27 protein-coding genes and 2 pseudogenes are annotated in these 26,540 nt (G+C 28.2%); 22 read left to right on the top strand and 7 right to left on the bottom strand.

Annotated elements, in window-relative coordinates:
- Positions 1–82 precede the first annotated feature (82 nt).
- The 4 genes from AFAEC_RS08170 to AFAEC_RS08155 are packed head-to-tail and all read right to left on the bottom strand — an operon-like array spanning position 83 to position 1,616.
- A complete protein-coding gene (locus AFAEC_RS08170; protein ID WP_154656344.1) occupies positions 83–250 on the bottom strand; it encodes a hypothetical protein in 168 nt (55 codons plus the stop codon).
- On the bottom strand, positions 247–612 hold the full coding sequence (locus tag AFAEC_RS08165) for a hypothetical protein (protein ID WP_172658645.1): 366 nt from the start codon (positions 610–612) through the stop codon (positions 247–249). The genes AFAEC_RS08170 and AFAEC_RS08165 overlap by 4 nt, the downstream gene beginning before the upstream one ends.
- The gene (locus tag AFAEC_RS08160; protein ID WP_026806159.1) at positions 578–865 is read right to left on the bottom strand and encodes a pilus assembly FimT family protein; all 288 of its coding nucleotides are present in this window, start codon (positions 863–865) and stop codon (positions 578–580) included. The genes AFAEC_RS08165 and AFAEC_RS08160 overlap by 35 nt, the downstream gene beginning before the upstream one ends.
- Entirely contained in the window at positions 852–1,616 is a 765-nt protein-coding gene (locus tag AFAEC_RS08155) for a pyrroline-5-carboxylate reductase (protein ID WP_026806158.1), read from the bottom strand. The genes AFAEC_RS08160 and AFAEC_RS08155 overlap by 14 nt, the downstream gene beginning before the upstream one ends.
- Before the next feature lie 111 nt (positions 1,617–1,727).
- On the opposite strand from AFAEC_RS08155, the gene AFAEC_RS08150 reads away from it, so the two are divergent.
- The 14 genes from AFAEC_RS08150 to cobA all read left to right on the top strand — a co-directional run bounded on the left by AFAEC_RS08150 (position 1,728) and on the right by cobA (position 15,615).
- The gene (locus tag AFAEC_RS08150) at positions 1,728–2,381 is read left to right on the top strand and encodes an outer membrane protein assembly factor BamD (RefSeq protein WP_026806157.1); all 654 of its coding nucleotides are present in this window, start codon (positions 1,728–1,730) and stop codon (positions 2,379–2,381) included.
- A gap of 57 nt (positions 2,382–2,438) precedes the next feature.
- The gene (lon, locus tag AFAEC_RS08145) at positions 2,439–4,856 is read left to right on the top strand and encodes an endopeptidase La (protein ID WP_026806156.1); all 2,418 of its coding nucleotides are present in this window, start codon (positions 2,439–2,441) and stop codon (positions 4,854–4,856) included.
- Positions 4,856–5,419 carry a rhomboid family intramembrane serine protease gene (locus AFAEC_RS08140; protein WP_026806155.1) on the top strand — a complete coding sequence of 188 codons (564 nt, stop codon included), beginning with the start codon at positions 4,856–4,858 and terminating at the stop codon, positions 5,417–5,419. Before lon ends, AFAEC_RS08140 begins: the two co-directional genes overlap by 1 nt.
- 121 nt (positions 5,420–5,540) lie before the next feature.
- Complete coding sequence (locus AFAEC_RS08135) at positions 5,541–5,870, top strand: hypothetical protein (protein WP_026806154.1); 330 nt, start codon at positions 5,541–5,543, stop codon at positions 5,868–5,870.
- A gap of 24 nt (positions 5,871–5,894) precedes the next feature.
- The gene (locus AFAEC_RS08130) at positions 5,895–6,566 is read left to right on the top strand and encodes a c-type cytochrome (RefSeq protein WP_026806153.1); all 672 of its coding nucleotides are present in this window, start codon (positions 5,895–5,897) and stop codon (positions 6,564–6,566) included.
- Complete coding sequence (locus AFAEC_RS08125) at positions 6,556–7,977, top strand: cbb3-type cytochrome c oxidase subunit I (protein ID WP_026806152.1); 1,422 nt, start codon at positions 6,556–6,558, stop codon at positions 7,975–7,977. Before AFAEC_RS08130 ends, AFAEC_RS08125 begins: the two co-directional genes overlap by 11 nt.
- A gap of 12 nt (positions 7,978–7,989) precedes the next feature.
- Entirely contained in the window at positions 7,990–8,154 is a 165-nt protein-coding gene (locus AFAEC_RS08120; RefSeq protein ID WP_164467006.1) for a hypothetical protein, read from the top strand.
- An 84-nt stretch (positions 8,155–8,238) separates the two neighbouring features.
- Positions 8,239–9,891 carry a nitrite reductase gene (locus AFAEC_RS08115; RefSeq protein WP_026806151.1) on the top strand — a complete coding sequence of 551 codons (1,653 nt, stop codon included), beginning with the start codon at positions 8,239–8,241 and terminating at the stop codon, positions 9,889–9,891.
- Between the two features lie 59 nt (positions 9,892–9,950).
- Positions 9,951–11,525, top strand: coding sequence for a nitrite reductase (locus AFAEC_RS08110; RefSeq protein ID WP_051487586.1), 1,575 nt, complete (start codon positions 9,951–9,953; stop codon positions 11,523–11,525).
- Positions 11,526–11,534: 9 nt separating this feature from the next.
- Positions 11,535–12,335, top strand: coding sequence for a peptidylprolyl isomerase (locus AFAEC_RS08105; protein WP_026806150.1), 801 nt, complete (start codon positions 11,535–11,537; stop codon positions 12,333–12,335).
- Positions 12,336–12,359: 24 nt separating this feature from the next.
- The gene (locus tag AFAEC_RS08100) at positions 12,360–12,668 is read left to right on the top strand and encodes a c-type cytochrome (protein ID WP_026806149.1); all 309 of its coding nucleotides are present in this window, start codon (positions 12,360–12,362) and stop codon (positions 12,666–12,668) included.
- The gene (locus AFAEC_RS08095) at positions 12,668–13,789 is read left to right on the top strand and encodes a radical SAM/SPASM domain-containing protein (protein ID WP_026806148.1); all 1,122 of its coding nucleotides are present in this window, start codon (positions 12,668–12,670) and stop codon (positions 13,787–13,789) included. The genes AFAEC_RS08100 and AFAEC_RS08095 overlap by 1 nt, the downstream gene beginning before the upstream one ends.
- A gap of 2 nt (positions 13,790–13,791) precedes the next feature.
- Positions 13,792–14,877, top strand: coding sequence for a cytochrome D1 domain-containing protein (locus AFAEC_RS08090; protein WP_026806147.1), 1,086 nt, complete (start codon positions 13,792–13,794; stop codon positions 14,875–14,877).
- A complete protein-coding gene (gene cobA / locus AFAEC_RS08085; RefSeq protein WP_026806146.1) occupies positions 14,878–15,615 on the top strand; it encodes a uroporphyrinogen-III C-methyltransferase in 738 nt (245 codons plus the stop codon). It abuts the gene before it with no gap.
- Between the two features lie 26 nt (positions 15,616–15,641).
- Here cobA and AFAEC_RS08080 read toward each other — a convergent pair whose 3' ends face one another.
- Positions 15,642–17,180 carry a methyl-accepting chemotaxis protein gene (locus tag AFAEC_RS08080; protein ID WP_026806145.1) on the bottom strand — a complete coding sequence of 513 codons (1,539 nt, stop codon included), beginning with the start codon at positions 17,178–17,180 and terminating at the stop codon, positions 15,642–15,644.
- A 152-nt stretch (positions 17,181–17,332) separates the two neighbouring features.
- Between AFAEC_RS08080 and AFAEC_RS08075 the strand changes: the two genes are divergently transcribed.
- The 3 genes and pseudogenes from AFAEC_RS08075 (at position 17,333) to AFAEC_RS08065 (ending at position 20,429) form a co-directional block, all read left to right on the top strand.
- Positions 17,333–17,707 (top strand): PAS domain-containing protein, encoded by a 375-nt coding sequence (locus tag AFAEC_RS08075; RefSeq protein ID WP_051487584.1) that lies wholly within the window; start codon positions 17,333–17,335, stop codon positions 17,705–17,707.
- Between the two features lie 642 nt (positions 17,708–18,349).
- Positions 18,350–18,985: pseudogene (locus AFAEC_RS12430) on the top strand (methyl-accepting chemotaxis protein); the annotation flags it as partial.
- A complete protein-coding gene (locus tag AFAEC_RS08065) occupies positions 18,975–20,429 on the top strand; it encodes a protein adenylyltransferase SelO (protein WP_026806143.1) in 1,455 nt (484 codons plus the stop codon). The pseudogene AFAEC_RS12430 and the gene AFAEC_RS08065, both read left to right, overlap by 11 nt.
- Positions 20,430–20,485: 56 nt before the next feature.
- On the opposite strand, the gene AFAEC_RS08060 is transcribed toward AFAEC_RS08065, so the two are convergent.
- Positions 20,486–20,722 (bottom strand): helix-turn-helix domain-containing protein, encoded by a 237-nt coding sequence (locus AFAEC_RS08060; RefSeq protein WP_026806142.1) that lies wholly within the window; start codon positions 20,720–20,722, stop codon positions 20,486–20,488.
- 134 nt (positions 20,723–20,856) lie between these two features.
- On the opposite strand from AFAEC_RS08060, the gene AFAEC_RS08055 reads away from it, so the two are divergent.
- The 5 genes and pseudogenes from AFAEC_RS08055 to AFAEC_RS08035 all read left to right on the top strand — a co-directional run bounded on the left by AFAEC_RS08055 (position 20,857) and on the right by AFAEC_RS08035 (position 24,984).
- Positions 20,857–21,255, top strand: a complete 399-nt coding sequence (locus tag AFAEC_RS08055; protein ID WP_172658644.1) for a PAS domain-containing protein — start codon at positions 20,857–20,859, stop codon at positions 21,253–21,255.
- 292 nt (positions 21,256–21,547) lie between these two features.
- A pseudogene (locus AFAEC_RS08050) lies at positions 21,548–22,507 on the top strand (methyl-accepting chemotaxis protein); the annotation flags it as partial.
- Positions 22,508–22,517: 10 nt separating this feature from the next.
- Entirely contained in the window at positions 22,518–23,744 is a 1,227-nt protein-coding gene (locus AFAEC_RS08045) for a GGDEF domain-containing response regulator (protein WP_051487461.1), read from the top strand.
- Between the two features lie 43 nt (positions 23,745–23,787).
- Complete coding sequence (locus tag AFAEC_RS08040) at positions 23,788–24,012, top strand: DUF2798 domain-containing protein (RefSeq protein WP_026805266.1); 225 nt, start codon at positions 23,788–23,790, stop codon at positions 24,010–24,012.
- A gap of 99 nt (positions 24,013–24,111) precedes the next feature.
- Positions 24,112–24,984 (top strand): DMT family transporter, encoded by an 873-nt coding sequence (locus AFAEC_RS08035; RefSeq protein ID WP_026805267.1) that lies wholly within the window; start codon positions 24,112–24,114, stop codon positions 24,982–24,984.
- Positions 24,985–25,021: 37 nt separating this feature from the next.
- Here AFAEC_RS08035 and AFAEC_RS08030 read toward each other — a convergent pair whose 3' ends face one another.
- Positions 25,022–26,473, bottom strand: a complete 1,452-nt coding sequence (locus AFAEC_RS08030; RefSeq protein ID WP_026805268.1) for an acetyl-CoA carboxylase biotin carboxylase subunit — start codon at positions 26,471–26,473, stop codon at positions 25,022–25,024.
- Between the last annotated feature and the right edge of the window lie 67 nt (positions 26,474–26,540).

The raw sequence follows: 26,540 nt of genomic DNA, 5'->3' as shown, positions 1-26,540 counted from the left end.
TAAATCCTTTGATTTTATTGCTTTTATTTCAAAAAAATCATCATCTATTTTTAAAGAGTCAATCTCTTTTAAATCTATACTTTTAAGATACTCTTCCCAAAAAAGATAGATGATTTTTTGCTTGTATATATAAAAACTGATTTTTTATATTTTCACTTTTTATGGCTTTTGTTTGTAAAATTTGAAGAGAAACATAGCTAAAGATAGTAAGGAGCAATATAGTAAGAAGTAGGGTATATGCCTTTTTCATAGTAGAAATTCCCAAGTTTGTACTATTTTATCATCATAATTTATATGTATCTCAATATTTTTACTATTTTTTACTATTTTAAAATCTTTTATTTGATTTAATAATTTAGAATTTTCAAAATATAGATTACCATTTGAAAAGCTTATTTTATCTATGTTTTGTATATTCTTTTCAATAAATATTTTTGTACTTCTTAAATCAATTTTTGCTTTTTCAATAGTTTGTACATTTTGATTTTCTAAAAAAATCTCTTTTATATATTGACTTGAAAATATTATTATAATAGAAGAGATGACTAAAGTTAAGATTAATTCAAATATAGAAAAGCTATTTTTCATATTTAAAAATTTTGATATTTTCATCTTTATATGTATAAACATTGATATTTATACTCTCAATAATATTTTCATTTTTTATTATATTTATGTTTTTAGAAGATTTTTGTAAATTTGAGTAGTTTTTAAGTTCAAAACTATTTTCTAAACTGTTTAAAAGATTGAAAATTTTATCTTCTTCCAAATTGTCTTTGCTAATTTGATTGAAAATAGCTAAGACAATAAGTAAAATAGTAAGGCTAATTAGAGTTTCTATTAAAGTGAAACTATTTTTTTGCAAGTTCACAAGCTTTTTTATAAGCTTCATCAACAGCTTTAATCATAGCATTTCTAACTCCACACTCTTCAAGTGTAGCATACCCAGCAGCAGTTGTACCACCTGGACTCATAACAGAATCTTTTATAAATGATGGATGAGAGTGTCTTAAAAGTGCTGATGTTCCGCTAAACAATCCTTGTACTAATTGAGTACTTAAATGTCTATCAAGACCAGCTTTAACTGCACCATCAGCTAAAGATTCAGCAACTAGAGATAAAAATGCAGGTCCACTTCCAGCAACTGCTGTTGCGATATCTAACTGATATTCTGTGTGAACCCAAACACATTGACCAATAGTTGAAAAAAGTTTCATAGCTATCTCTTTTGTCTCTAAATCACCTGTTATTGTTGTCATTGATTGCAATACACTAGCAGCAATATTTGGCATAGCTCTTACATAATTTTTTGCTTTTACCTGTTTTCTTAAAAAATCTAATCTAGTTCCAGCTAAAATGGATATTAAAATATTTGCAGTTCCTATAAGCCTAACTGAGACACTTTCAAGAGCAAATGGTTTTACACAAAAAAGAATATTTTTACCATTTATATCCTCTTTATCATCTAACTGTTTTATCTCTATTTGAGGGATTTTCTCTTTTATAGCTTTTAATTTATTTATATCTCTACCTATCATTTCAACTTCATAATTTTTTACTAAGCCCATAGCTAAAGATTGAGCCATAACTCCATTTCCAATAATTGTTAGTTTCATATTTTTTACCTTTATAAAAGTTTCTTTTATTATATCAAATATTGTGAATAATCTTTCTATAAAGTAATTTTTAGATAATATAATGCTTTTATACAAAATAAGGATGAAATAATGGTAAAAAATCTTAGGTTTAAAAGTTTACTATTGGCAATTTGTGTAGTGTTTACATTTAGTGCTTGTTCTTCAAAAAGTGAACAAGAGTACAACAAACCAGCACTTTATTGGTACAATAAAATGATGAAACAAATAGGGATGAATGATTTAGATGAGGCTGATGATACTTATACATCTCTTGAAAGTGAACATAGAAACTCACCATATATTCCAACTGCGCTTTTGATTTTAGTAAATGCACATATGGATGAAGAGGAGTATGCTTTAGCAAACTTCTATTTAGATGAATATGTAAAAAGATTTAGTTTAAGTAAAGATATTGATTATGTAAGATATTTAAAAATTAAAGCAAATTTTATGGGATTTAAGAACCAATATAGAAATCAACAACTTTTAGATGATACTATTACTCAAATAGAGGATTTTAAAAATAAGTATAAAAACTCTCCATATATGCCACTTGTGGATACAATAAATGCAAGAATTTATATGGCAAAAGCTTCAATTGATAAAGAGATTTCAGATCTTTATGAAAGAAGAGGAAAAACAGAGGCTTCAAAGATTTATCAACAAAAAGTAGAAGAATCTTGGGTTGATCATGCAGAAATAGAAAAAGTAGATGTACCATTTTATAGGTCATTATTTGAATAAAAATTTATATATTTTAATTTAAATAAATATGAATATTTTTTAGGAGTTAATAAAATTATGAAATTAGAAAATTATGAAAATTTTCCACAAACAATACCATTAATTATAGAAGATGAACTATTTTTATACCCTTTTATGATAGCTCCAATTTTTTTAAATGATGAGCAAAATATAAAAGCAGTTGAAAATGCAATAGAGTTTAACAAGCTTGTGCTTGTTACTGTTTCAAAAACTGCAAATGAAAAAAATAGAGAAAAAGACTCTTTTTATGATATAGGAGTTATTGGAAATATTATGAGAAAAGTATCTTTACCAGATGGTAAAATAAAGGTACTTTTTCAAGGTTTAGCAAAAGGGAAGATTATTGATTTTAATGAGGCTAGACCACTTTTAGCAACTGTTGAAAAGATAGAAAATGAGCCTTTTAAAGAAGATAGTATTAAATCTTTAATAGAAGTTGTTATTGAGAGTATTAAAAAATTATCAAGATTAAATAGCAAATTCCCTATGGATTTAATAAAAACTATTGAAGAGAATGATGATGCTTCAAGAGTTGCTGATTTAATCTCTTCTGTTTTAAATCTTAAGAGAGATGAAGCTTTTAAACTATTTTCACAAACAAATTTAGAACAAAGACTTTTAGATATTGTTGAGGTTATAAATAAAGAGATTGAATCATATAAAATACAAAAAGAGATAACTCAAAAAGTAAACTCAAAAATAGAGAAAACACATAAAGATTATTTTTTAAAAGAGCAAATTAAAGCTATTCAAAAAGAGCTTGGCGTTGATAATCAAAAAGAAGAAGATATTAAATCTTACAAAAAAAAGCTAAAAGCTAAAAAACCTTTTATGGGTAAAGATGCTTATAAAGAGACAAAAAGACAAATTGAAAAACTTAGTCGTATGAATCCTGATTCTCCTGATGCTTCACTTTTACAAACTTATGTTGAATTAGTTTTAGATATTCCTTTTGGAGAGTATTCAAATGAAAAAATTTCGGTTTCAAGTGTTGAAAAACAGTTAAATAAAGATCACTATTCACTAGAAAAAGCAAAAGAGAGAATTAGTGAATATTTTGCAGTAAAACAACTACTTGAGCAAAGAAAAATAGAAGATTTAAAATCTAAAGGTACAGTTTTATGTTTTGTAGGACCTCCTGGTGTTGGTAAAACTTCATTGGCAAATTCTATTTCACAAGCATTAAAAAGACCGCTAATAAGAGTCGCTTTAGGTGGAATGGAAGATGTAAATGAGCTTAGAGGACATAGAAGAACTTATGTTGGAGCAATGCCAGGAAGATTAATTAAGGGTTTAATTGATGCTAAAAAAATGAATCCAGTTATGGTTTTAGATGAGATTGATAAATTGGGTTCTAGCCATAGAGGTGACCCAACAGCTGTTATGCTTGAAGTTTTAGATCCTGAGCAAAATCATGAATTTAGAGATTTATATCTTAATTTCCCTGTTGATTTATCACAAGTTATTTTTGTATCAACTGCAAATGATATTAGAAATATTCCAGCACCACTTAGAGATAGAATGGAGTTTATAGAGATTAGCTCTTATACTCCAAATGAAAAATATCATATTGCAAAAGATTATTTAATTCCTCAAGAGCTTGAAAAACACGGGCTTTCTAAAAGTGAAGTAAGTATAAGTAAAATAACAATTGACGCAATAATCTCTAAATATACAAGAGAAGCAGGGGTGAGAAATTTAAGAAGGGTTTTTTCTAAACTATTTAGAAAAGTGGTAAAACAGATTTTAGAAAATCCAGAATTACAAAAAGTAACAATAAGCCAAAAAGATTTAAAAGAGTATTTAGATAATCCTATTTTTGAAATTGACCCAGCGGATAAAGAGAATTTTGTAGGAATTACAAATGGATTAGCATGGACAAGTGTTGGTGGAGATATTTTAAAAATTGAAGCTATAAAATTAAAAGGGAAAGGGGAGTTAAAAGTAACAGGAAGTTTAGGTGATGTTATGAAAGAGTCTTCAATTATCTCTTACTCTGTTGTAAAACTTTTAATTGATGAAGGTAGTTTAAAAATTGATGAAAGTTTAGTACCTAAAACATTTAAAGAGCAAGAAGAAAATACAAAACTAGATGTTAGTGAAATCTATAAAAGATATGATATTCATCTTCATGTTCCTGCAGGTGCAACACCAAAAGATGGACCAAGTGCTGGAATAACTATGGCATTAGCAATTGCTTCAGTTTTAAGTAATAGAAAAATAAAAGCAGATATTGCAATGACTGGAGAGCTTACACTTTCAGGAAAAGTTCTTCCTATTGGTGGATTAAAAGAGAAATTAATTGCAGCATTTAAAGCAAAAATGACAAAAGTTTTAATCCCTAGAAAGAATTTTGAAAGAGATTTAGATGATTTACCACAAGAGGTAAAGGATACTTTAGAGATAAAAGCTGTTGATAGAATAGAAGAAGTTTTAAAAGAGGCTCTAATCTAATGCAAAAATTCTCAAAAAGTGATTTTACAGCCACAAATATTATTATTTTTATAACTGTATTGGCCTATATTGTTCAAATAAATATTGAACAAGGCTCACTTTTTATGGGATTAAATCTCTATTTTTTAGTTGGTGGTTTTTTTTGGCAACCATTAACATCTATATTTTCTCATGGTGGAATTGCTCATTTAGGAATGAATATGTTTGTTCTTTGGCAATTTGGAAACCTAATAGAAAAATCAAGAGGGGCTAAAAGTTTTGTTACTTTATATTTAGTAACTGGGATTTTGACTTCTCTTTTATCCTTTTTATATATTTTTTATGTAGATATTAGAGTAAATCTAGTAGGTGCAAGTGGAGCTATTTGTGCAATTTTGGGTTATATAGCATACTTTGATAAAACTCAAAGAAGCGGAATAATAACTTGGATTCTATTAATCTCTGTTGCCCCACTTTTAATTGGACTCCCAATAGCTTGGTATGCACACTTTATAGGGCTTTTTGTAGGATTTATCTATGCTATTATAGATAAACAAATTTTACAAAGAAAACTAAAACGATAACTATTTCTTACAAAACAAATTAAATTCATTAACTTTTCATTTATTTTATTGATATTAATCAATATTAACTTTTTTCATTCTTATATAATGACATCAGATAAAAGTATAAAGGAGTCACAAAGTGTTGGACGAAGTTATAAGAACTAGACCTGAAATTGCATTGGATGATTTTTTACCTATATTTTTATCATCATCTTTAGTACTTGTATTTGGTGCTTTTTTTGTAGGTATTTATACCTTAGTAAAAATGGGATATTTGAAAAAGTTTTATATGCCTTTTGCATATCTTTTTTGGGTGCTTCAAGCTTACTGTATGTATTTTATGGCTACAAAACTTCAAGTAGGACCTTTTGTTGGAAAAGTCTTAATAATCATTATGATTGCATATTTTACTTTGCCTCATTTGTATTACTACTTGACAAGTAAAGCTGAAGAAGAGTATGAAAAATAATAATAAAAAAGGGGGAAAGTAGCAATGTCTAAAAAAGTGTCTGTTTGGACAGATAATCGTTTTTGGCAAAGATCAGCTGCTTGGGTTACTGGTGTAGCTGCCATTCTTTTAATTTGGTTAACGTTTGACTCAATGAGTCAAATTCAAATGGGAACACAAGCAGATCTTGATAGTGGTATAACAAAAAGAGTTCCATCTCCTACAGTTATTAATCATAAAATCTCTTATGAAATGAATGATAAAAGAGGTCATGAAACACCAAAAATAGGTGAAAAAGAGAAGTTCTTTGGTAGAGATGATTATAGTGAGGAAGAGGCTATGGCTCTTCTTAATTTAGGTAAGTTAGCTTCTCAAGCTAAAAACTGTATGAACTGTCATACACTTTTAGGAAATGGTGCATATTATGCTCCAGATTTGACAAAAGCTTGGCTAGATCCTAAATGGGATTCTTATATAGCAAGAATGGGTAAAGAGACTAAAGAGGAAGCTATTGCTGAATTTTTACAACATCCATCTGATAATCCATCAAATGCTAGAATGATGCCAAATTTAGGAATTACAGCCGAAGAAGCAAAAGGTTTAGTAGCATTTTTAAAACATATGTCATCTATTGATACAAATGGTTTCCCAAGAAATTTCGGAAGAATGACTGAAAATAAAGATGGGAAAATAGAAGGAGGAATCCATGGTAGATAATGTAAGATCTGAGTCTAAAAAATTAGGAATAATGTATTTTTGTGTAGCAGCTGCTTTATTTGGTGCACAAATTTTATTTGGATTAATTGCTGGAACTCAATTTGTATTTAGTGGATTTTTATTTGAAATATTGGATTTCAATGTTGCTAGAATGGTGCATATTAATGCTTTAGTTGTTTGGCTTTTATATGCAATGATTGGTTCAGTTTACTATCTACTTCCAGATGAAACAAAAGTTGAAACTGTTGGTATAGCTTTAGGAAAACTTGGATTTTATGTATTGACTTTAGCTGTTACTATTGTGGTTGTTGTATATATTTTTATACAAGTTGGACCTGCAAATGAGACAACTTTATGGTTAATCAATGAAGGAAGAGAGTATATTGAAGCTCCAAGATGGGCTGATATTGGAATAGTTGTTGTTGTATTAATTTTCTTAGCAAATGTTTATTTAACAGCTATGAAAGGTGAAAGAACAGGGATTATTACAGTTTTAATGGCTGATTTACTTGCACTTGCAGGTTTATACTTAGCTGGTATGTTTTATACAAATAATATCTCAATTGACCAATATTGGTGGTGGTGGGTAATTCACTTATGGGTTGAAGCTACTTGGGAAGTATTTGTTGCTGCTGTTATTGGTTGGGCATTAATTAAAATTATTGGTGCAAATAGACAAATTGTTGAAATGTGGTTATGGATTGAAGTAGCAATGCTATTTGGATCTGGTATTTTAGGAATTGGACACCACTATTTTTGGATAGGAACACCTGAATATTGGTGGGAAATTGGAGCTTTATTCTCTGCATTAGAACCTGTGCCATTGGTTGCTATGTTTGTGCATGTAATGTATGACTGGGGAAAAGAGCAAGGATTACAAAAAGGTGCTGGAGAAAAAGCTCAAATGAACAATACTCCTGCATTTCTATGGTTTTGTGCAAGTGCGTTTGGTAACTTCTTAGGTGCTGGTATTTGGGGATTCTTCCATACTTTACCACAAATGAATATCTATACACACGGTACACAATTTACATCAGCTCACGGACACTTAGCATTCTTTGGAGCATTTGCAATGGCTATGATAGCAATGTTTTATATGGGTGTTCAAGGGAAAGCTGGTCTTAAGGAGCTTAAGATGACAAAACTTACAAAATATGGTTTTGCTCTAATTACTCTTGGAGTTGTTGGAATGACAGTTGCTTTAACAATTGCTGGTTATGGTCAAGTTATGATTGAAAGAGCACAATTTGGTGCAACTTGGGATGCATACTTTATAGGACAAAGTAGTCCTTGGTATATGCAAGCTATGGGATGGAGGCTTGCTATGGGTCTTGTTACTTTTGTTGGTTTTGTTTGTTTAGTAATGGATTTATTAACAATTAAAAATGCAAAAATTAATCAAGAATCATAAAAGGAGGTTATTATGTTTTCAGAATTTACGGACATTGTTCCTAGTTTCTTTGGATGGCTAAATCAAGGTCCTATGACTTTGACACTGTTTTTACATACAGCTATTGTTCTTCCGATGTTTTTTATATATAAACAAGAGAAGAAAAGATTGGAAGAGGAGTCTAAAAAGGGTAAGTAATTGAATATAGTGGCTTTTTGCCACTATTAAATTGGCTAGAAATTAAAATATGAATTATTAATCTTATATAAAAGGGAGAAGGTTATGAAATTATCAAAAGTTTTAAGTATGGTAGCAATTGCTAGTTTAGGGATTACAAGTGTTTCTATGGCGGAAGAGATTAAGTTATCTGCTGAACAGATGAAAGAAGCAAATCAAGTATATTTTGATAGATGTGCAGGTTGCCATGGTATGCTTAGAAAAGGTGCTTTAGGACCAACTTTAGAAGCTAAAGAGATGCAAGCAAGAGGGACTGATTATTTAAAAACAATTATTCATGAAGGAACTCCAGGTGGAATGCCTGATTGGGGAAAATCTGGTGAATTAACAGCTGCTCAAACTGAGTTAATGGCTAAATATATTCAAGTAGATGCACAAACTCCACCTGAAAAATCAATTGATGATATGAAAAAATCTCATAAAGTTTTAGTTCCAGTAAAAGATAGACCAACAAAACCAGAAGCAGGTGCTGAGAATTGGAAAGATTATTTCTCAATAATCTTACGAGATGTTGGGCAAATTGCTATTATTGATGGAAAAACTAAAGAGATTAAATCTGTTGTTCCATCTGGATTTGCAACACATATTACAAGAACAGGTGCATCTGGAAGATATATGTATGTTATTGGTAGAGATGGAAAAGCATCTATGATTGATATGTGGATGAAAGAGCCTAAAAATGTTGCTGAAATTCAAGTGTGTAACGATGCTAGAGCAATTGATACATCAAAACATAAAGACTACTTAGATAAATATGCGGTTGTTGGTTGTTATTGGCCACCATCAATTGTAACTTTAGAAGCAGATACTTTAGAACCACTTAAAATTGTTTCAACTGCAAGTTATACTTATGATAAAAATGAGTATCTAAGAGAGGCTAGAGTTGCAGCTATTATTGCATCGCATGATAAACCAGAGTGGGTTATTAATATTAAAGAGACAGGTCAAGTTTGGTTATATGACTACTCAAATATTAAAAATCCAAAAGTTACTATGGTTGAAGCTGAAAGATTTTTACATGATGGTGGATGGGATTTATCAAAAAGATATTTTATGACGGCAGCAAATGCTAGAGATATGATTTCTGTTATTGATACAAAAGAGGGAAAATTAGTTAAAAATATTCCATCTGAAGGTAATAAACCACACCCAGGAAGAGGAGTAAATGTTGATCATCCAACTTATGGACCACTATGGGGTTCAGGACATATTGGTTCAAATGATATAGTATTTATTGGAACAGATCCAGATAAACATCCTCAAAATGCTTGGAAAGTGGTTAAAAAAATCCAATTACCAGGTGAAGGAGGAGGAAATCTATTTGTAAAAGGTCATCCAAATTCACAATATATCTTTGCTGATAGACCTGTAAATCCAGATAGAAAATTACAAACATCATTTTATGTAATTGATAAAGATAAACTTGAAGTTGTAAAAACTATTGAGATTCCTGAAAAATATCTACCTTCAGTTAAAGTAAATGGTAAAACTATTGAGTCAAGAGGACCAGTTCACTTTGAATTTAATGCTGATGGTAGTGAAGTTTGGACAAGTATTTGGGGGAATAAAGAGGTTGCAACTGCAATTTTAATTTATGATTCAAAAACTTTAGAATTAAAAAAAGTAATTGAAGATCCAAGACTTAAAACTCCAACTGGTAAATTTAATGTTACAAATACAATGAACGATACTTACTAAAAAATTATATCAAGCCTTAGGGCTTGATATTTCTATTCAAATAATTTCAGGGGCTTTTTATGAAATTTCTAACAAAACTATCTATTATATGTGTAATCTTTTTTTTAAGTAATTCTAATGCTGCAGTTGATGGAGCTGCTGGACATATGGTTGAGGCATTGCCTAAAAAAGAGATAGGAAAAGAGTTGTATAACCAATACTGTGCTTCTTGTCATCATGAAAAAAGAGTAGGAATAGATGGTCCACCATTACTTCCTATAAATTTAAAAAAATATGATGAAAAAATTTTAGCACAAAAGATAAAAGATGGCTTTCCACAAACACTTATGCCAAAGTTTGATTTTTTATCTTTATATGAGTTACATCAAATAGCAAGATATATCCAAAGTGATGTAGAGGGTGTTTTTACATGGGATTTAAATGATATTAACAAATCTATTACTTCATTTAATGATCCAGTTAATCCTTTAAAAATAAAAGATATTGAGCAGGTTTTACCAGTAGTTGAGAGAGAGGGAAATCAGACTTGGATTATGGAAGATACAAGAGTTTTGAGTAAATTTCCATTAAATAATATTCATGGTGGAATAAAATTTACTATGGATGGGAAAAATATCTATGTTCCAACACGAGATGGATGGACTCAAAACTACTCTTTACAAACTGGTCAAAGAATGAATAAATCAAGAGCATGTATAAATTTAAGAAATATCTCTTTAAGTAGAGATGAGCAAAATTTATTTGCAACTTGTCTTTTACCAGAACAGTTAGTTGTGATGAATCCAAAAACTATGGAGGCAAAAGAAATTTTTAAAATAGATGGAAAAGTTTCAGCTTTATATGAACTTTATAGCAAAGATGAAGCAATTTTTACATTTAGAGATAAGCCAATTATTGGAAAATTGAATACAAAAACTTTTGAGATAACTTATAGTGAAATAAAAGAGCCAATAGAGGACTTTTTTATAGACCCTTTTGAAGATTTTTTGATAGGAACAGCAAGAGGAGGAGATGTTTTAAGAGTTTACAGTTTAAAAGATAATAGTGTAGTTTTTGAACATGAGATGAAAGGAATGCCACACCTTTTTTCAGCAACATATTGGTATGAAAATGGAAATTTCTATTTTGCAACACCACATATTAAAAAACCATATATAACTATTTGGAAAATGTATGATTGGGAGTTTGTAAAAAAAGTAGAGATAGGAGGAGATGGTTTTTTTGTAAAAACACATCCTTATACACCATATTTATGGGCTGATAATGGAAGTGATAAACTATTTTTAATAGATAAAAAAGATTATAGTATTAAAACTATAACTCCAAGAGAGGGGAAAAAATATATTCATACAGAGTATAGTGGAGATGGGAGATATGCCTATTTAAGTATTTATGAGTCAAATGGCGAAGTTATAGTTATTGATACTTTAAATTTTAAAGAGTTAGCTACATATAGTGCAAATGTACCTGTTGGTAAATATAACTTTATAAATAAAAATAGAGAATTTTACCCAAGGCTTTTTGGAATGGATATTTTTAAAGAAAAATGTAATAGCCAACTTACATGCGATACTTCAAAATTTAACTCTTATGAGAAGAAAAGTTTTGAAGATTTTAGTAAAACTATAAAATAAGGAAGATTTATGAAATTAATTGCAACTTTGTTTTTAGCTTCAGCTATTGGCTTAAATGCTCAAATTTTAGCAACAGTAAATAGTCAAGATATAACAAAAGAAGAGGTAAATAACTTTTTAAAATCTACAAATCAAGAAAAAAGTTATGAAAATTTGGATAAAAAAGCTCAAAATTTAGCCCTTCATCAAACAATAGAAAAAACTCTTTTGATTCAAGAGGCAAAAAAAGATAATCTTGATAAGAACAAAGAGTTTTTACAAACTTTAGAGGATTTTAAAAATTCTCTTTTAGTTGAATCATTTATGAAAAATGAGTTTTCTAAAATAAAAGTATCAAAAGATGAGGTTGAGAACTATTATAATGCACATCTTTATGAGTTTAAACAGGATAAAAAACTAAAAGCTAGACATATTTTAGTAGAAGATTTAAAAAAAGCTTTAGATATTGTAAAAGAGTTAGAAAGTGCTAAAAGTAAAGAGATAGCTTTTGTTGAACTAGCTAGTAAAAACTCTATTGATGGTTCAAGAGATAGTGGTGGAGATATTGGTTGGTTTGCTAAAGGGGATATGATAGATGAATTTTGGGAGGCAAGTATTAAACTAAAGCCACAAGAGTTTACAAAAGAACCTGTAAAATCAATGTTTGGTTACCATATCATTTTTTTAGATGAAATTCAAGAGCCTTTAACAATAAAATTAGAACAAGTTTATAGTAACATTGAAAATCAAATAAGGATGGAGAGATTCCAATCTATAATTGATGAGAGAATTAAGAATATAAAGAAAGATGCAAAGATTATAATTAAATAGTTTTTGTAAAAAAAGGGGGTTATTGTGAGATATTTTTTTATATTGATTTTACTGATTGGTATAAATCTACAAGCTTCACAAGAAGAGGGAGAGAGACTTTTTAAAAAGTATTGTTGGGGTTGTCATCATCAAACATCACTTGCTTTTGGACCATCATTTTCTGAAATTGCTTCATTAAGAGATAGTGGACAAATTATTGCTCATATTGTAAATCCTGAAGATAGTTATGAGAGCTTAGGATATAAAAGAAGTGCAATGCCAGCATTTCCTCAGTTAAATGCTGAAGAACTTCAAAATTTGGCAGATTATATTTTAAGTTTTAAGGATAAATAATGTTTAGATTATCAAACCTTATAAAATCAACTTTAGAAAATCAAAAAAGTAGAAGTTTAGATGGCTCAATTATTATTTGGAATATGACAAATCGCTGTAATTTACTCTGTCATCACTGTTATAGTAAGGCTAGTGCAAATGAAAAAGAGACTTTAGCTTTAGAAGATATTTTGGATACTATTCCAAAATTAAAAAAAGCTGGTGTAAATTTTGTTATTTTTAGTGGAGGGGAACCACTTTTAAGAAAAGATATATTTCAAATAGCACAATGTATGAAAGATAACAAAATTATGACCTACCTTTCAACAAATGGAACATATATTACGCAAAAAAATGCCCAAGAAATCATTGATACTTTCAATTATATAGGTATTTCAATAGATGGAATTGGTGAAGTCCATGACTATTTTAGAGGTCAAAAAGGCTCATTTGATAAAAGTATAAGTGCTATAAAAACTATTCAAAGTTTAGGTGGAAATGCTGGTATTAGATTTACAATTACAAAAGAGACAGAGAGTAGTTTTTATGATATTTTTAAACTTTCAGAAAGTTTAAATGTAAATAAAATCTATATTTCTCATCTTGTTTATTCAGGTAGGGGGAAAGAGAATCTTGAAATTGATATAAGCAAAGAAAAAAGAAAAGAGTATGTCTCTTTTATGATAAATAAAGCTTTTGAATATTATGAAAATGGTAAGGATATAGATATCGTTACAGGTAATATGGAGATGGATGCAATAATGCTCTTAAAAGAGTTTGAAAATAAATATCCAGATTTTGTAGAGCAACTTGAAAAAAGATTAAAATCTTGGGGTGGAAATAGTGCAGGGAAAAGACTTGGAAATATGGATTGGAATGGATTTGTAAAGCCAGACCCATTTTTCCCAAAATTTATTGGAAACTATTTACAAAAAGATTTTGATGAAGTTTGGTTAGATAAAGAAAATGAACTTTTAGTAAAGTTAAGAGAGTTTCCACGAGTTTTAAAAGGGAAATGTAGCTCTTGTAAATATATAGAGATTTGTAATGGTGGTTCAAGAAGTAGGGCTTATACGATAAGTGGGGATTTATGGGAAGAGGATCCCTCTTGTTATTTAAATGAAGATGAGATAAAGGGGTAAAAATGTTTAAAAAAATAGTTTTAAGTGCCATTTTAGCAAGTACTCTATTTGCTAGTGAAAAACTTTTTGTTGTTGAGAGAGAAAGTTCAAGTTTAGCTATCATTGAAAATGATAAGTTTAAAAATCGTATAGAGAACTTTAGAAATATGAATCATGGTGTTGTAAAGTTTTATAAAAATGATGGTTATGCAATTTCAAGAGATGGGTATGTAATAAAATTTGACCCAATAGGTGAAAAGATTTTAGCAGAGTATAAGACAAGTAAAAGTGCTATTGGTTTTGAAATTTCTGATTATTTTGTAGCTGTTGCAAACTATGATGATAAAAGTGTTGATATTTTAACAAAAGATTTAAAACCTATTAAAAAAATAGTTACAGATTCAAGAAATGTGGGAATAAAATTATATAAAAACTATATGATTTTCTCACAAATGGATAGCGATAGAATATCTGTTTATAAAGATTTAAATGAAGGGAAAAAAGAGCCAAACTTTGTTTTAGAAAAAGAGTTTAAAGATGTTGGAGAGATTCCTTTTGATGCTATGATTCAAGATGAGACGTATATTATGGGGTTTTTCAATTCACCTCATTTTGGTGTTGTTGATTTAAATAAAATGGAATATAAAAAAATTGATGTATTTTTAGATGAAAAAAAACAACAAGTATTAAAAGTTCCTCATTTTGGATTTTGGAGTTTAAGTAAAAATGAGACATTTATTCCAGCAGTTGGAGATAATAAAGTTTTTGTATATGATAAGAATTTTAAATTTCTAAAAACTATAGAGACTAAAGGGATGCCAGTATTTACAAGTCTAAGTCCTAATAAAGATTTTATAGCTGTTACTTTTTCAGGTGAAGATTTCCCATATTTACAAATTTTTGATACTAAAACTTATAAAAAAGTAAAAGAGTATAAATTTGATGGTAAAGTTCTGCATGTAAGATGGTCAAATGAGAAAAATGAACTTTATGTAAGTGTAAATGATACAAATAAAGTGGAAGTACTAGATACGAAAACTTGGGAGAATATCAAGATTATAAATGATATTAAAAAACCATCTGGAATATTTATTTTTGAGGAGAGATAAATGGGAAAAGTATATTTAACTGGGGCAGGACCAGGTGATATTGAACTTATGACTTTAAAAGCCCATAGAGTTATAAAAGAGGCTGATGTAATAATTTATGATAAATTAGCAAATCCAGAGATTTTAGAGTTTGCAAAAGATGGAGCAGAGTTCATCTTTGTAGGAAAAGAGTTTGGAAAACATCTAATTCCTCAAGATGAGATAAATGAGATAATCTATCAAGCTTCTTTAAAGTATGAAAATGTTGTAAGATTAAAAGGAGGTGATCCTTTTGTATTTGGAAGAGGTGGAGAAGAAGCACTTTATCTAAAGCAAAGAGGAATAAAATTTGAGATAATTCCAGGTATTACTTCAAGTATTAGTGTTCCCGCATATGCTGGAATTCCTGTAACAAATAGGGGATATACTTGTTCTTTTAGAGTAGTAACTGGTCATGAGGCCCCAAATAAAAAAGATAGTCAAATAAATTGGGATAGTTTTATTGCTGATGAAACAATAGTTTTTTTAATGGGGATTCATAATATAAGACTTATTTCAAAAAAATTAATTAAAATTGGAAAAGCCTGTACCACTCCTTGTGCTGTTATATCAAAAGGTACAACAAAAGAGCAAAGTGTTGTTGTAGGAACATTAGAAGATATAGTTGATAAAGCAAAAGATATTCCAACACCTGCAATAATTGTTGTTGGTGAAGTTGTAAAGTTAAGAGATGATTTAAAGTGGTTTGAAGAGATGTAGCATTCGCTACACTCTATCTTAGAAGATTACTTTAAGTTTTTTAGAGTCTCAATTAATCTATTTGAAACTTTTATTAAATCATTTGAACTATTTTTTGTAACTTCTGCTTCTTTTTGTGTTTCTTCTACTGAAAGAGATACTTTTTGCATAGTTTGTGAAACTTCATTTAAACTTTGGCTACTTTGTTTTGCACTATTTGAGAGGTCAAAAGAGGTTTCTCTTTGCTCACTCATAGAGTGTGAAATATCTTTTGACATATTATTTATCTCTTCAATAGTATCATCAATACTATGAATTGAATTAAGAGACTCTTTTACTAAAGATTGAATAAACTCAATAACACTAGTTATATTTTTTGCAGCTTCATTTGATCTAGTTGCTAGGTTTCTTACCTCTTGAGCTACAACTGCAAATCCTTTTCCTGCTTCTCCTGCTGTTGCTGCTTCAACTGCTGCATTAAGGGAAAGAATATTTGTTTGAAATGCAATTTGAGAAATAATGTTTATTGTTTGGCTAATTTTTGTAGATTCTTCATTTAATCTAACCATTGCTTTAGCACTCTCTTTTGATTGCTCTTGAGCTTTCATAGCGATTTTTTCACTATTTGCTGCATTTTGAGAGATAGTTGTAATAGATTTTACCATCTCATCTATCTTTTTACTTAAATCTAGAATTATATTATTTAAATCTTGTGTAGCATTTGCAACACTATAAGCACTTTCCATAGAGAATTTTGATTCTTCAAGCATATTACTAGAAGCTACTGAAAGTTTATTTAATGATGAACTTAATTCTTGAATCTCTTTTTGAATTTCAAGCATTGTATTTTTTTTATCAGTTATATCAACAGCATATTTTACAACTTTAAAAGGATCTCCTTCTAAGTCAAGAATAGGATTGTAACTAGCTTGTATAAAAACTTTTTTACCATTCTTACCAATTCTTAAATACTCTCCACTATCAAACTCTCCACTATTTAGTTTTTTCCAAAACTCTTTGTAATCATTTGAATTTTTATAAGTTTCTTCACAAAAAATTGAGTGATGTTTTCCTACAATTTCATCTTTAGTGTAACCAACAGCATTTAAAAAATTATCATTTGCATTTAGAATATTTCCATTCATATCAAACTCAATAACAGCATTTGATTTATTTATAGCTTTTACTTGACCAATATAAAAAAGGTTTCTTAATCTATTTTTTGTAATATCTTGAGCTAATTTTACAATTTTAGTTACTTTTCCATTTTCAATTATTGGCATATAAGAGGCTCTTAAAAATATTAAATCACCATCTTTTTTTACTCTTTGAAACTCTGCGGTTATACTTTTCCCTTCTCTTAAGTTTTCCCAACTTTCTTTGTACTCTTTTGTAGTGCGAAACTTCTCTTCACAGAACATACTGTGTGGTTTTGTAACAATTTCATTTAAACTATATCCCATAGTATCTAAAAAGTATTTATTTGCTTTAATGATTGTAGAATCGGGCTTGAAGTAGATTACTGCATAATTTGTATCTATAGCTTCTGTTAAAAGTTTATCCTCTTTATATGTATTAAAAAACATAGAAACTCCTTTGTTCTAGAGAAAAATTATATTAAAAGTTAAATTTTATTTAGCTTTAAAAGTTATTATTTGAAATAATGTATTAATAATATATTAAGTAAATAAAAGTCAATGTATTAAAGTTAGAAAAAAATTGTTCAAGGGGGTTTCGAATGAGTAAAGAAGTTTTTTTGGAACAAGAAACTATTATAGTTTCACAAACAAATGAAAAAGGTATTATTATTTTTGCAAATGCAGATTTTTGTACGATTTCAGGGTATGAGTTAGAAGAGTTAGTTGGTAATCCTCATAATATGGTAAGACATAAAGATATGCCAAAATGGGCTTTTGAAGATTTATGGAAAACCATAAAATCTGGAAAAATTTGGAAAGGAATAGTAAAAAATAGAACAAAAGATGGTGGATATTATTGGGTAAATGCAACCGTATTTCCTTCAAAAAGTGTTGATGGGTCTATTAGATATATCTCTGTTAGGGTAAAACCAACAAAAGAAGAGATAGAAAATGCAGAAAATCTTTATAAATAGGGGAAAGATATGTTTTTTAATAATTCAAATAGAGAAATTCTAGAGACGCTAGATAAAATAGAGCAATATTTAAATAGTAAGATAAACTATATAGAGATAAAAGGTTTAAATAAAGAAAATGAGATATGTAAAAAGTTAGAGAATATTTGTAAAACTATAAATGCAAAAAATGATGAAGAACTACAAATCTTTGGAGAGATAATGCTAGTTTCAGAAAAGTTAGCAAGTGGGATTGTGAGTGATAAAATAAACTTTATAAATAGTTCAAATTTTAAATTAAACTATATAGCAAAAACTATAAATAATCTAGCTAGTGATTTGAAAAGAAGTATTACTTTAATAAAAGAGACTCTTCTTCTTTATGGACAATATAATTATCTAAATAAATTAGATGAAAATTTAGTGAAGAATGATTTTAGAATTTTGTTTAAAGAGATAAATACATTAAGGGACACTATTACAAATATGCTAATTGAAGATAAATCAAATGGATTAACTTTAGAAAATAGTTCAAAAATACTCTTAGAAAATGTAGATAAATTAAATATTTCATCTTCAAAGGTAGCCACAAGTCTTGAAGAAACGGCAGCATTTTTAGATGAGGTTACAACAGCTATTAGAAATAATACAAATAATATATTAAAAGTCTCTGCATTATCAGAAGATATAATCTCACAAGCTCATATGGGTGAAGAGTTAGCTTTAAAGACAACAAACTCTATGCAGGATATTGTAAAAGAGGTAAACTTAGTAAATACAGCAATTTCTATAATAGACCAAATAGCATTTCAAACAAATATTTTGTCACTTAATGCAGCAGTAGAAGCAGCAACGGCAGGAGAAGCTGGAAAGGGGTTTGCAGTTGTAGCACAAGAGGTAAGAAATTTAGCTTCGCGAAGTGCAGAAGCAGCAAAAGAGATAAAAAATATTGTACAAAATGCAACAAAAAAAGCAAATGAAGGGGAAGAGATATCAAGCCACATGATAAATGGATATCAACAGTTATATTCAAGTATAAATGAAGAGATACTTTTAATAAATGATGTTGAAAGTTCAAGTAAAGAGCAATTAAAAGCAGTTGAACAGATAAATAGGGCTGTATCAACAATAGATTCTCAAACTCAAGGAAATGCAAATATAGCTTTAGAATCATATGATGTTGCTATTATGACAGATACAATATCAAAAATAGTTGTTAAAAATGTAAATGCAAAAGAGTTTGAAGGTAAAGATAGTATTGAAGCAAAAAATATAGGAAAAGAGTTTATTGAAAATTGATGAATTAGAAATAGAAAATGATTTTTTTAGGTTTGATAGTAGTTTTTATGAGTTAGTTAAAGCAACTCCACTAAAAGAGCCTAGATTAATCTCTTTTAGTAAGAGTGCATGTGATTTAATAGGACTTGATTATAGTGAGTGTGAAAAAAAAGAGTTTATTGATTTTTTAAATGGTAAAAAATTATTAAAAAACTCCACTCCTTATGCCACTGTTTATGCAGGACATCAATTTGGACATTTTGTTGCACAATTAGGTGATGGACGAGCTATAAATTTGGGTATTTTAAATGGCTATCATCTTCAAACAAAAGGTTCTGGAGTTACAAGATACTCAAGACAAGGAGATGGACGAGCTATTTTAAGGTCAAGTATTAGAGAGTATTTATTAAGTGAAGCAATGCAAGGTTTAAATATTCCTACAACAAGAGCATTAGCAATAATAAGCTCAAAAACAGAAGTTTCAAGAGATTGGAAACTTGAATCTTGTGCCATTGTTTTAAGGCTTAGTCCTAGTTTTATTAGAGTAGGAACTTTTGAATATTTTGCTAGAACAAAAGATGCAAAAAATAATATTTTGAAACTTGCTGATTTACTAATAGAACAAGTATATAAAGATTTAAAAGATAAAGATAATAAATATGAATTGATGTTTTTTGAATTAGTTGATAGAAGTGCAAAACTTTTAGCACTTTGGCAAAGTTATGGATTTTGTCATGGAGTTTTAAATACAGATAATTTTAGTGTTGCTGGACTTACTATTGATTATGGACCTTATGCTTTTATGGACTATTTTGAACATGACTATATATGTAATCATACAGATTATGAAGGGCGATACTCTTATAAAAATCAGCCTTATATTGCAAGATGGAATTTGTTGGTTTTAGCAGATAGTTTAACAGAAATTTGTAACTATGAAAATTTGAAAAATTATATGAAAAACTTTTTGCCAATTTTTGAAAAAGAGTTTTTAAGTTTTATGAGTAAAAGAGTTGGTTTGGATTGTAATAAAAGTGCAGACTCCAATTTTACACTTATTTTTGAGCTTCAAAATGCTTTACAAAGTTCAAAAATAGATTATAATTACTTCTTTTATTGTTTGACAAACCTTAAATCATTTTCAAATATCAATGAAATTTTAGAATTTTGTAAAAATCCAACTGCTTTAAAATCTTGGTTTTCAAAGTATGAAAAGGTATGTTTAGAACAAAATAGTAGTTTTGATGCTAGATTAGAGATTATGAAAAAAGTAAATCCTAAATATATTTTGAAAAACTACATAATTGAAGAGGCTATAAAAAAAGCACAAAATAATGATTTCTCTTTAGTTAATGATTTACTAAAGATTGCACAAAATCCTTTTGATGAGCATAAAGATTTTGAAAGATATTCAAAACCAACTCCACAACAATTTTCAAATATAAAACTTAGTTGCTTATCATAAATTTTATAAAAAATAGTAATGGTAAATATATAAATTATATATATTGGAAAAATAAATTATTTTTTTGGAAGTAAATCAACAACTTCCAAATTAAAAGCTTTTGCTATTTTACATAAGTGAACTAAATTATATGTAACACCATGTTTTCTGGTCTCTATTTTAGCTATATAATTTGGTGAAGAGAAATCTAATATATTTGCCAATTTTAGCTGACTAATATTTCTTGAAATTCTCTCTTTTTTAACATTATTTACTACTTCATCTAAAAATATTTCTGGATTTTCTTCAAACACTCAAACACCTATAAGTACCTTATTATATTTGATTATAGTAGTAATAACTTAGTACAAACAAACACTTATAAGTGTTTATAAAGTTGTATAATAATATTATTTAAAAGATAAAAAATATTAGGGATACAATAGACATGGAAATAGAAATAGAGTTATCAAAAGATACAATTATAGTAACACAAACCAATGAAAAAGGAATAATAGAATTTGCCAATGAGGATTTTTGTAAGATTTCAGGTTATACATTAAATGAACTTGTTGGAAATCCACATAATATGATTAGGCATAAAGATATGCCAAAGTGGGCTTTTGAAGATTTATGGAAAACTATAAAATCTGGAAGAATGTGGAAAGGGATAGTAAAAAATAGAACTAAAAATGGTGGATATTATTGGGTAAAAGCGAATGTATATTCTTCAAAAAATAGTGATGGTTCTCTTAGGTATATATCTGCTAGGGCAAAACCAACAAAAGATGAGATTAATAAAGCAATTTTAGCATATCAAAATATAGTGGGTAAAAATGCTTTTTAAATCAAATAATAGAAGACAGATTTTAAATATCTTAGAAAATATGGAAAAATACTTAAAAGAAGAGATAAGTAGTTTAGAAATAGAAGAGTTTTCTTGTACAGGTTTTGAAAAAGAGCTTAAAACTAGAATAGATTCACTATGTAAAATTTTAATGAAAAATAGTGATGAAGAGTTACAAATCTTTGGAGAGATAATATTAGTTTCAGAAAAGTTAGCTAGTGGAATTGTAAGTGATAGAATAAGTTTCACAAATAGTTCAAATTTTAAATTAAACTATATAGCAAAAACTATAAATAATCTAGCTAGTGATTTGAAAAAAACTATTAGCTTAATAAAAGATACACTTTTACTTTATGGAGAATATAACTATTTAAATAAACTAGATGAAGCTTTAGTAGGAAATGATTTTAGAGTTTTGTTTCAAGAGATAAATACTTTAAGAGATACTATTACAAATATGCTTATTGAAAATAAATCAAATGGATTAACATTAGAGAATAGTTCAAGAATACTTTTAGAAAATGTAGATAGATTGAATATAAGTTCAAATGAGGCAGCAGCAAGTTTAGAAGAGACAGCAGCAGCATTGGAAGAGATAACAAGTAACATAAGAAATAATACACAAAGTATAGCAAAGATGTCTAACTTGTCAAATAATGTAACAAAATCCGTAAAAGAAGGAGAAGAGTTAGCAAATCAAACAACAACTGCAATGGATGAGATAAATACTCAGGTAAATTTAGTAAATGAAGCAATAGGGGTTATTGATAATATAGCATTCCAAACAAATATTTTATCATTAAATGCAGCCGTAGAAGCAGCAACAGCAGGAGAGGCAGGAAAAGGGTTTGCTGTAGTTGCACAAGAAGTAAGGAATTTGGCTTCACGAAGTGCAGAAGCAGCAAAAGAGATAAAAAATATAGTAGAGAATGCAACACAAAAAGCAAATGAAGGTAAAAATATAGCTTCAAATATGATAAAAGGGTATGGAGAGTTAAATTTAAATATATCACAAACAGTAACATTGATTTCAGATATAGAGATGGCAAGTAAAGAGCAATTAATGGGGATAGAGCAGATAAATGATGCAGTAAATCAGCTAGACCAACAAACTCAACAAAATGCTATGATAGCTTCACAGTCACATGATGTAGCAATTACAACAGATGCTATTTCAAAATTAATTGTAAAAAATGCTAATGCAAAAGAGTTTGAAGGTAAAGATTTGGTAAAAATAAAAACTAATATTTAAAGAAGATGAGATGAATATACTATTTGTTGAAGAAGATTTAAAAATAATAAATCAAATAAATAGAGAGTTCAATCAATCAAATCATAGTTTTATTTTATTAAATAATCATAAAAAGCTAAAAGTTTTATTAAAAAATTCAAAATATATTGATTTGATTATTACTAGTTTAGATTTCACAGATTTAAATTGTTTTGAATATTTAAAAATGATTAGAGATATAAATAAGGATATTTCTATTGTTGTTTTATCTTCAAATGATTTTACTTTTTCAGTTAAAAGTATAGTAGATTTAAAAATAGATTGTTATATAGATAAAAATAATTTTTTAGGAAAATTAAAATCTATCTTAAATTTGCTAGATTATAAAATACAGAGTGAAAGATTAAATAAGACATTTAAAGAGTTCTCTTTTTATTCAGAAACAGATTTGAATGGGAATATTATAGAGGTTAGCGACTCTTTATGTGAACTTACAGGATATCGTAAAGAACAATTAATTGGACAAAAACACTCTATTTTAAAACATCCAAATGATGAATATATTAAATATCAAGATTTATGGAAAACTATAATAAGTGGAAACTCTTGGTGTGGTGAATTACAAATAAATGATAAAAGTGGTAATTCAATTTGGTATAGAACTATAATATTCCCCAAAATGGATAGTTGTGGAAAAATTGTAGCATATGGTGCAAAAAGACAAGATATTACTGATAAAATAGAGTTTGAACGATTAAGTATGACGGATAGTTTAACTGGTTTACATAATAGAAGATATTTTGATAAGATATTTAAAAATGAGATAAATAGAGCAAAAAGAATAAAAGAAGATTTGATTCTTATGATAATTGATATAGATAAATTCAAGTTATATAATGACTATTATGGTCATTTAAATGCTGATGAAGTTTTAAAAAAGATAGCAAATATCTTGCAAATGAATTATAATAGAGCAAACGATTTTATTTTTAGATTATGCAAAGAAGAGTTTGCGATTTTAACTAGTAGTGATAACTCTGAAAAGGCTCTTTTATATGTAGAAAAGATGAGAAAAGAGATAGAAAATACAAAAATTAATCATATTAAAACAGAAAATAAGATTTTAACAATATCAATAGGAATCTTTGTATTGAGGCCTGAAGATAATTTTACAGAAAATGAGATATATGATTTTGCAGATATTGCTTTATATAAAGCAAAAAAGGCTTTAGGAAATAAAGTAATTATCTATAAATAGTTATAATACTGCTTTTTTAAAATTATTTTTATATAGGATTGAAATGATAGATAAAAAGTATGAGAGATATGTTTTTGCTTTTCTTATGGGGACAATTATGAGTTTTATAATGAGTTTTATAATTTCATTTATAAATTTAGGTTTGATTGATGGATTTTTTGTAAAATGGATGGAAGCATTTTTTAAAGCTGCTGTTTGTGCTATACCTATTATTTCTATTGTTGCACCAAGAGTAAAAAGAGTTGTTGAAAGAATAGTAAGAGATTAAATTAATATAACTTTTTTTTTGATAGTTTTCAAAATTAAACTAAATTTCAAGTTTGTGATACATTTATGTATAATTAACCTTTTAATATAAAGGTGCTCTATGAAAAGTTTTAGTTTTGATTTAAAATTACTAAGTTTAATTTTTATAGTTTTACTATTTTTCGCCTCAAACTCAATTTTAGCTAGAATGGCTATAGCTACACAAAATATTGATGCTTTTACTTTTACATTTTTACGAACCATATCAGCTATGTTTGTTCTTTTAGCAATATTTTTTTATAAAAATAGAAATTTAAGAATATCATTAAAAACAAACTATCTTAGCGGTTTTATGTTCTTTTTATATGCAATTTGTTTCTCTTATTCATATATAAATATGCTTGCAGGTATTGGAACTTTGATCCTATTTACAGTTGTTCAGCTAACTATGATTATTTTAGCACTACTTTCTCAAGAAAAACTAACTTTAAATAAAAGTTTGGGAATAATCATAGCTTTTGTTGGATTAGTCTATCTTTTATACCCAAAAGATGATTTTACTCTCTCATATTTTCACACTTTTTTGATGTTCCTATCTGGAATTGCTTGGGCTATTTTTAGTGTACTTGGTAAAAAATCACAAAATGCAACCTTAGATACAGCAGATAGTTTTTTTAAAGCTACTATTTTTACTCTAATATTTGGAATTTTTTATATATTTATTTTTGAAAGTAGTTTTAAAATAAATTTTACTACTTTTATTATGGCAACTATTTCTGGTTCAATAACTACTGCTTTTGGAGTATTCCTTTGGTATAAGATTTTACCAAAAATGCAGATTATTACTGCAAGTTTAGTTCAATTAGTAGTTCCTATATTAGCCATATTTTTAAGTGTTATATTTTTAAAAGAATCTATTACATTAGAGCTTATTATATCAACTTTTATAATTCTTTTTGGAATATTTTTGGCTTTATATAAAAAAAGAGTTTAATTTTATATTTGCTAAGAACTAAAAGTTCTTAGCAATATTAATGTCTTGTAGCTATATTTTTTGAGTTAATTGTAGCTATTAGTTTTTTAAGATTTTCGATTTTTTCTTCTTCTTCTTGAATATTATCTTGGCTATTAAGAGTGAAAATATCCATTTTTGTATCAAGATAGTTTGTTGTAAATTTTCCATCTTTAAAATCTTGGTCTCTTACAATTTCTCTATGAAGTGGAATATTTGTAGGGAAACCTTCAATATAGAACTCATCTAAAGCTCTTTTTGCTTTTTTAACACAACCTTCCCAGTCAATTGCCCAAACGATAAGTTTTCCAACCATTGAGTCATAATTTGGTGGAACTTTGTATCCTGTATAAAGTGCAGAATCAAGTCTTACACCAGGTCCTCCTGGAGTTAAGTATTTACTTACAGTTCCAACAGATGGCATAAATCCTTTTAATGGATTTTCAGCATTTATTCTAAACTCTATTGAATATCCTCTAAAGTTAATCTCTTCTTGCAAGAATATCATTTTATCACCTTCAGCAATTTGTATCATTCTTTGAATAATATCAACACCAGTGATAGTTTCAGTTACAGGATGCTCAACTTGAACTCTTGTATTCATCTCAATAAAATAGATATTGTCATTTGGGTCTAGTAAAAACTCAACTGTTCCAACGCTTTCATATCCTAGTTTAAACATAGCTTTTGTAGCGATTCTATAAAGCTCTTTTCTAGCTTCATTGTTTAATCTAGGGCTTGGAGCTATTTCGATAACTTTTTGATGTCTTCTTTGGATAGAACAATCTCTCTCTCCTAAGTGTAATACATTTCCATATTTATCAGCAATAATTTGAATTTCTATATGTCTTGGATTTTCAACATATTTTTCAATAAATGTTTCCCCTCTACCAAAATATTTTAAAGCTTCATTTGAGGCACTCTCATATAGTTCTTTAAAGTCTTTCTCTTCTCTTACTATTCTCATACCTCTTCCACCACCACCAAATGCAGCTTTGATGATAACAGGGAAACCTATCTCTTTTGCAATTTTAGCAGCTTCATTTGGATCACTAATTGGTTCATCTGTTCCTTCAAGTACTGGAACTCCAACTTTTTTCATAGCTACTTTTGAAGCCATTTTATCACCAAAAAGTTCTATATGTTCTGGTTTTGGACCAATGAAAATTAAGCCATTTTGTTCACAAGCTCTAGCAAAATCAGCATTTTCACTTAAAAATCCATATCCTGGGTGAATTGCATCGCAATCAGATTTTTTTGCAATAGATATAATTTTTTCATAATCTAAATAAGCTTGAACAACATCTCCTAAAATTGGGTAGCACTCATCTGCTTTTCTAACCCAAACACCTTCAATATCAACTTCAGAGAATATTGCAACACTTTTAATTTCAAGCTCTTTACAAGCTCTTATGATTCTTAAAGCAATCTCTCCACGATTTGCTATAAGTACTTTATTAATCTTTTTCATATACTCACCTTTTAAAAAATTATTAATGAAATTTTAGGGTATTTTTTTGTTTTATTCTTCTTAATTT

Source organism: Aliarcobacter faecis, from assembly GCF_013201705.1.
In the GTDB taxonomy this organism is placed as follows: Bacteria; Campylobacterota; Campylobacteria; order Campylobacterales; family Arcobacteraceae; genus Aliarcobacter; species Aliarcobacter faecis.
This window is presented reverse-complemented; position numbering and strand designations above follow the sequence as displayed.

What these genes read in the sequence shown, in the direction of transcription:
- AFAEC_RS08080 (WP_026806145.1), bottom strand. Translation starts at nt 17,180, where the DNA reads ATGTTTTTTAATACATATAAAGAGGATAAACTTTTAACAGAAGCTATA.
- AFAEC_RS08105 (WP_026806150.1), top strand. Translation starts at nt 11,535, where the DNA reads ATGAAATTAATTGCAACTTTGTTTTTAGCTTCAGCTATTGGCTTAAAT.
- AFAEC_RS08150 (WP_026806157.1), top strand. Translation starts at nt 1,728, where the DNA reads ATGGTAAAAAATCTTAGGTTTAAAAGTTTACTATTGGCAATTTGTGTA.
- AFAEC_RS08095 (WP_026806148.1), top strand. Translation starts at nt 12,668, where the DNA reads ATGTTTAGATTATCAAACCTTATAAAATCAACTTTAGAAAATCAAAAA.
- AFAEC_RS08110 (WP_051487586.1), top strand. Translation starts at nt 9,951, where the DNA reads ATGAAATTTCTAACAAAACTATCTATTATATGTGTAATCTTTTTTTTA.
- AFAEC_RS08075 (WP_051487584.1), top strand. Translation starts at nt 17,333, where the DNA reads ATGAGTAAAGAAGTTTTTTTGGAACAAGAAACTATTATAGTTTCACAA.
- AFAEC_RS08055 (WP_172658644.1), top strand. Translation starts at nt 20,857, where the DNA reads ATGGAAATAGAAATAGAGTTATCAAAAGATACAATTATAGTAACACAA.
- AFAEC_RS08120 (WP_164467006.1), top strand. Translation starts at nt 7,990, where the DNA reads ATGTTTTCAGAATTTACGGACATTGTTCCTAGTTTCTTTGGATGGCTA.
- lon (WP_026806156.1), top strand. Translation starts at nt 2,439, where the DNA reads ATGAAATTAGAAAATTATGAAAATTTTCCACAAACAATACCATTAATT.
- AFAEC_RS08170 (WP_154656344.1), bottom strand. Translation starts at nt 250, where the DNA reads ATGAAAAAGGCATATACCCTACTTCTTACTATATTGCTCCTTACTATC.
- AFAEC_RS08115 (WP_026806151.1), top strand. Translation starts at nt 8,239, where the DNA reads ATGAAATTATCAAAAGTTTTAAGTATGGTAGCAATTGCTAGTTTAGGG.
- AFAEC_RS08040 (WP_026805266.1), top strand. Translation starts at nt 23,788, where the DNA reads ATGATAGATAAAAAGTATGAGAGATATGTTTTTGCTTTTCTTATGGGG.
- AFAEC_RS08090 (WP_026806147.1), top strand. Translation starts at nt 13,792, where the DNA reads ATGTTTAAAAAAATAGTTTTAAGTGCCATTTTAGCAAGTACTCTATTT.
- AFAEC_RS08165 (WP_172658645.1), bottom strand. Translation starts at nt 612, where the DNA reads ATGAAAATATCAAAATTTTTAAATATGAAAAATAGCTTTTCTATATTT.
- AFAEC_RS08030 (WP_026805268.1), bottom strand. Translation starts at nt 26,473, where the DNA reads ATGAAAAAGATTAATAAAGTACTTATAGCAAATCGTGGAGAGATTGCT.
- cobA (WP_026806146.1), top strand. Translation starts at nt 14,878, where the DNA reads ATGGGAAAAGTATATTTAACTGGGGCAGGACCAGGTGATATTGAACTT.
- AFAEC_RS08130 (WP_026806153.1), top strand. Translation starts at nt 5,895, where the DNA reads ATGTCTAAAAAAGTGTCTGTTTGGACAGATAATCGTTTTTGGCAAAGA.
- AFAEC_RS08155 (WP_026806158.1), bottom strand. Translation starts at nt 1,616, where the DNA reads ATGAAACTAACAATTATTGGAAATGGAGTTATGGCTCAATCTTTAGCT.
- AFAEC_RS08140 (WP_026806155.1), top strand. Translation starts at nt 4,856, where the DNA reads ATGCAAAAATTCTCAAAAAGTGATTTTACAGCCACAAATATTATTATT.
- AFAEC_RS08035 (WP_026805267.1), top strand. Translation starts at nt 24,112, where the DNA reads ATGAAAAGTTTTAGTTTTGATTTAAAATTACTAAGTTTAATTTTTATA.
- AFAEC_RS08045 (WP_051487461.1), top strand. Translation starts at nt 22,518, where the DNA reads ATGAATATACTATTTGTTGAAGAAGATTTAAAAATAATAAATCAAATA.
- AFAEC_RS08125 (WP_026806152.1), top strand. Translation starts at nt 6,556, where the DNA reads ATGGTAGATAATGTAAGATCTGAGTCTAAAAAATTAGGAATAATGTAT.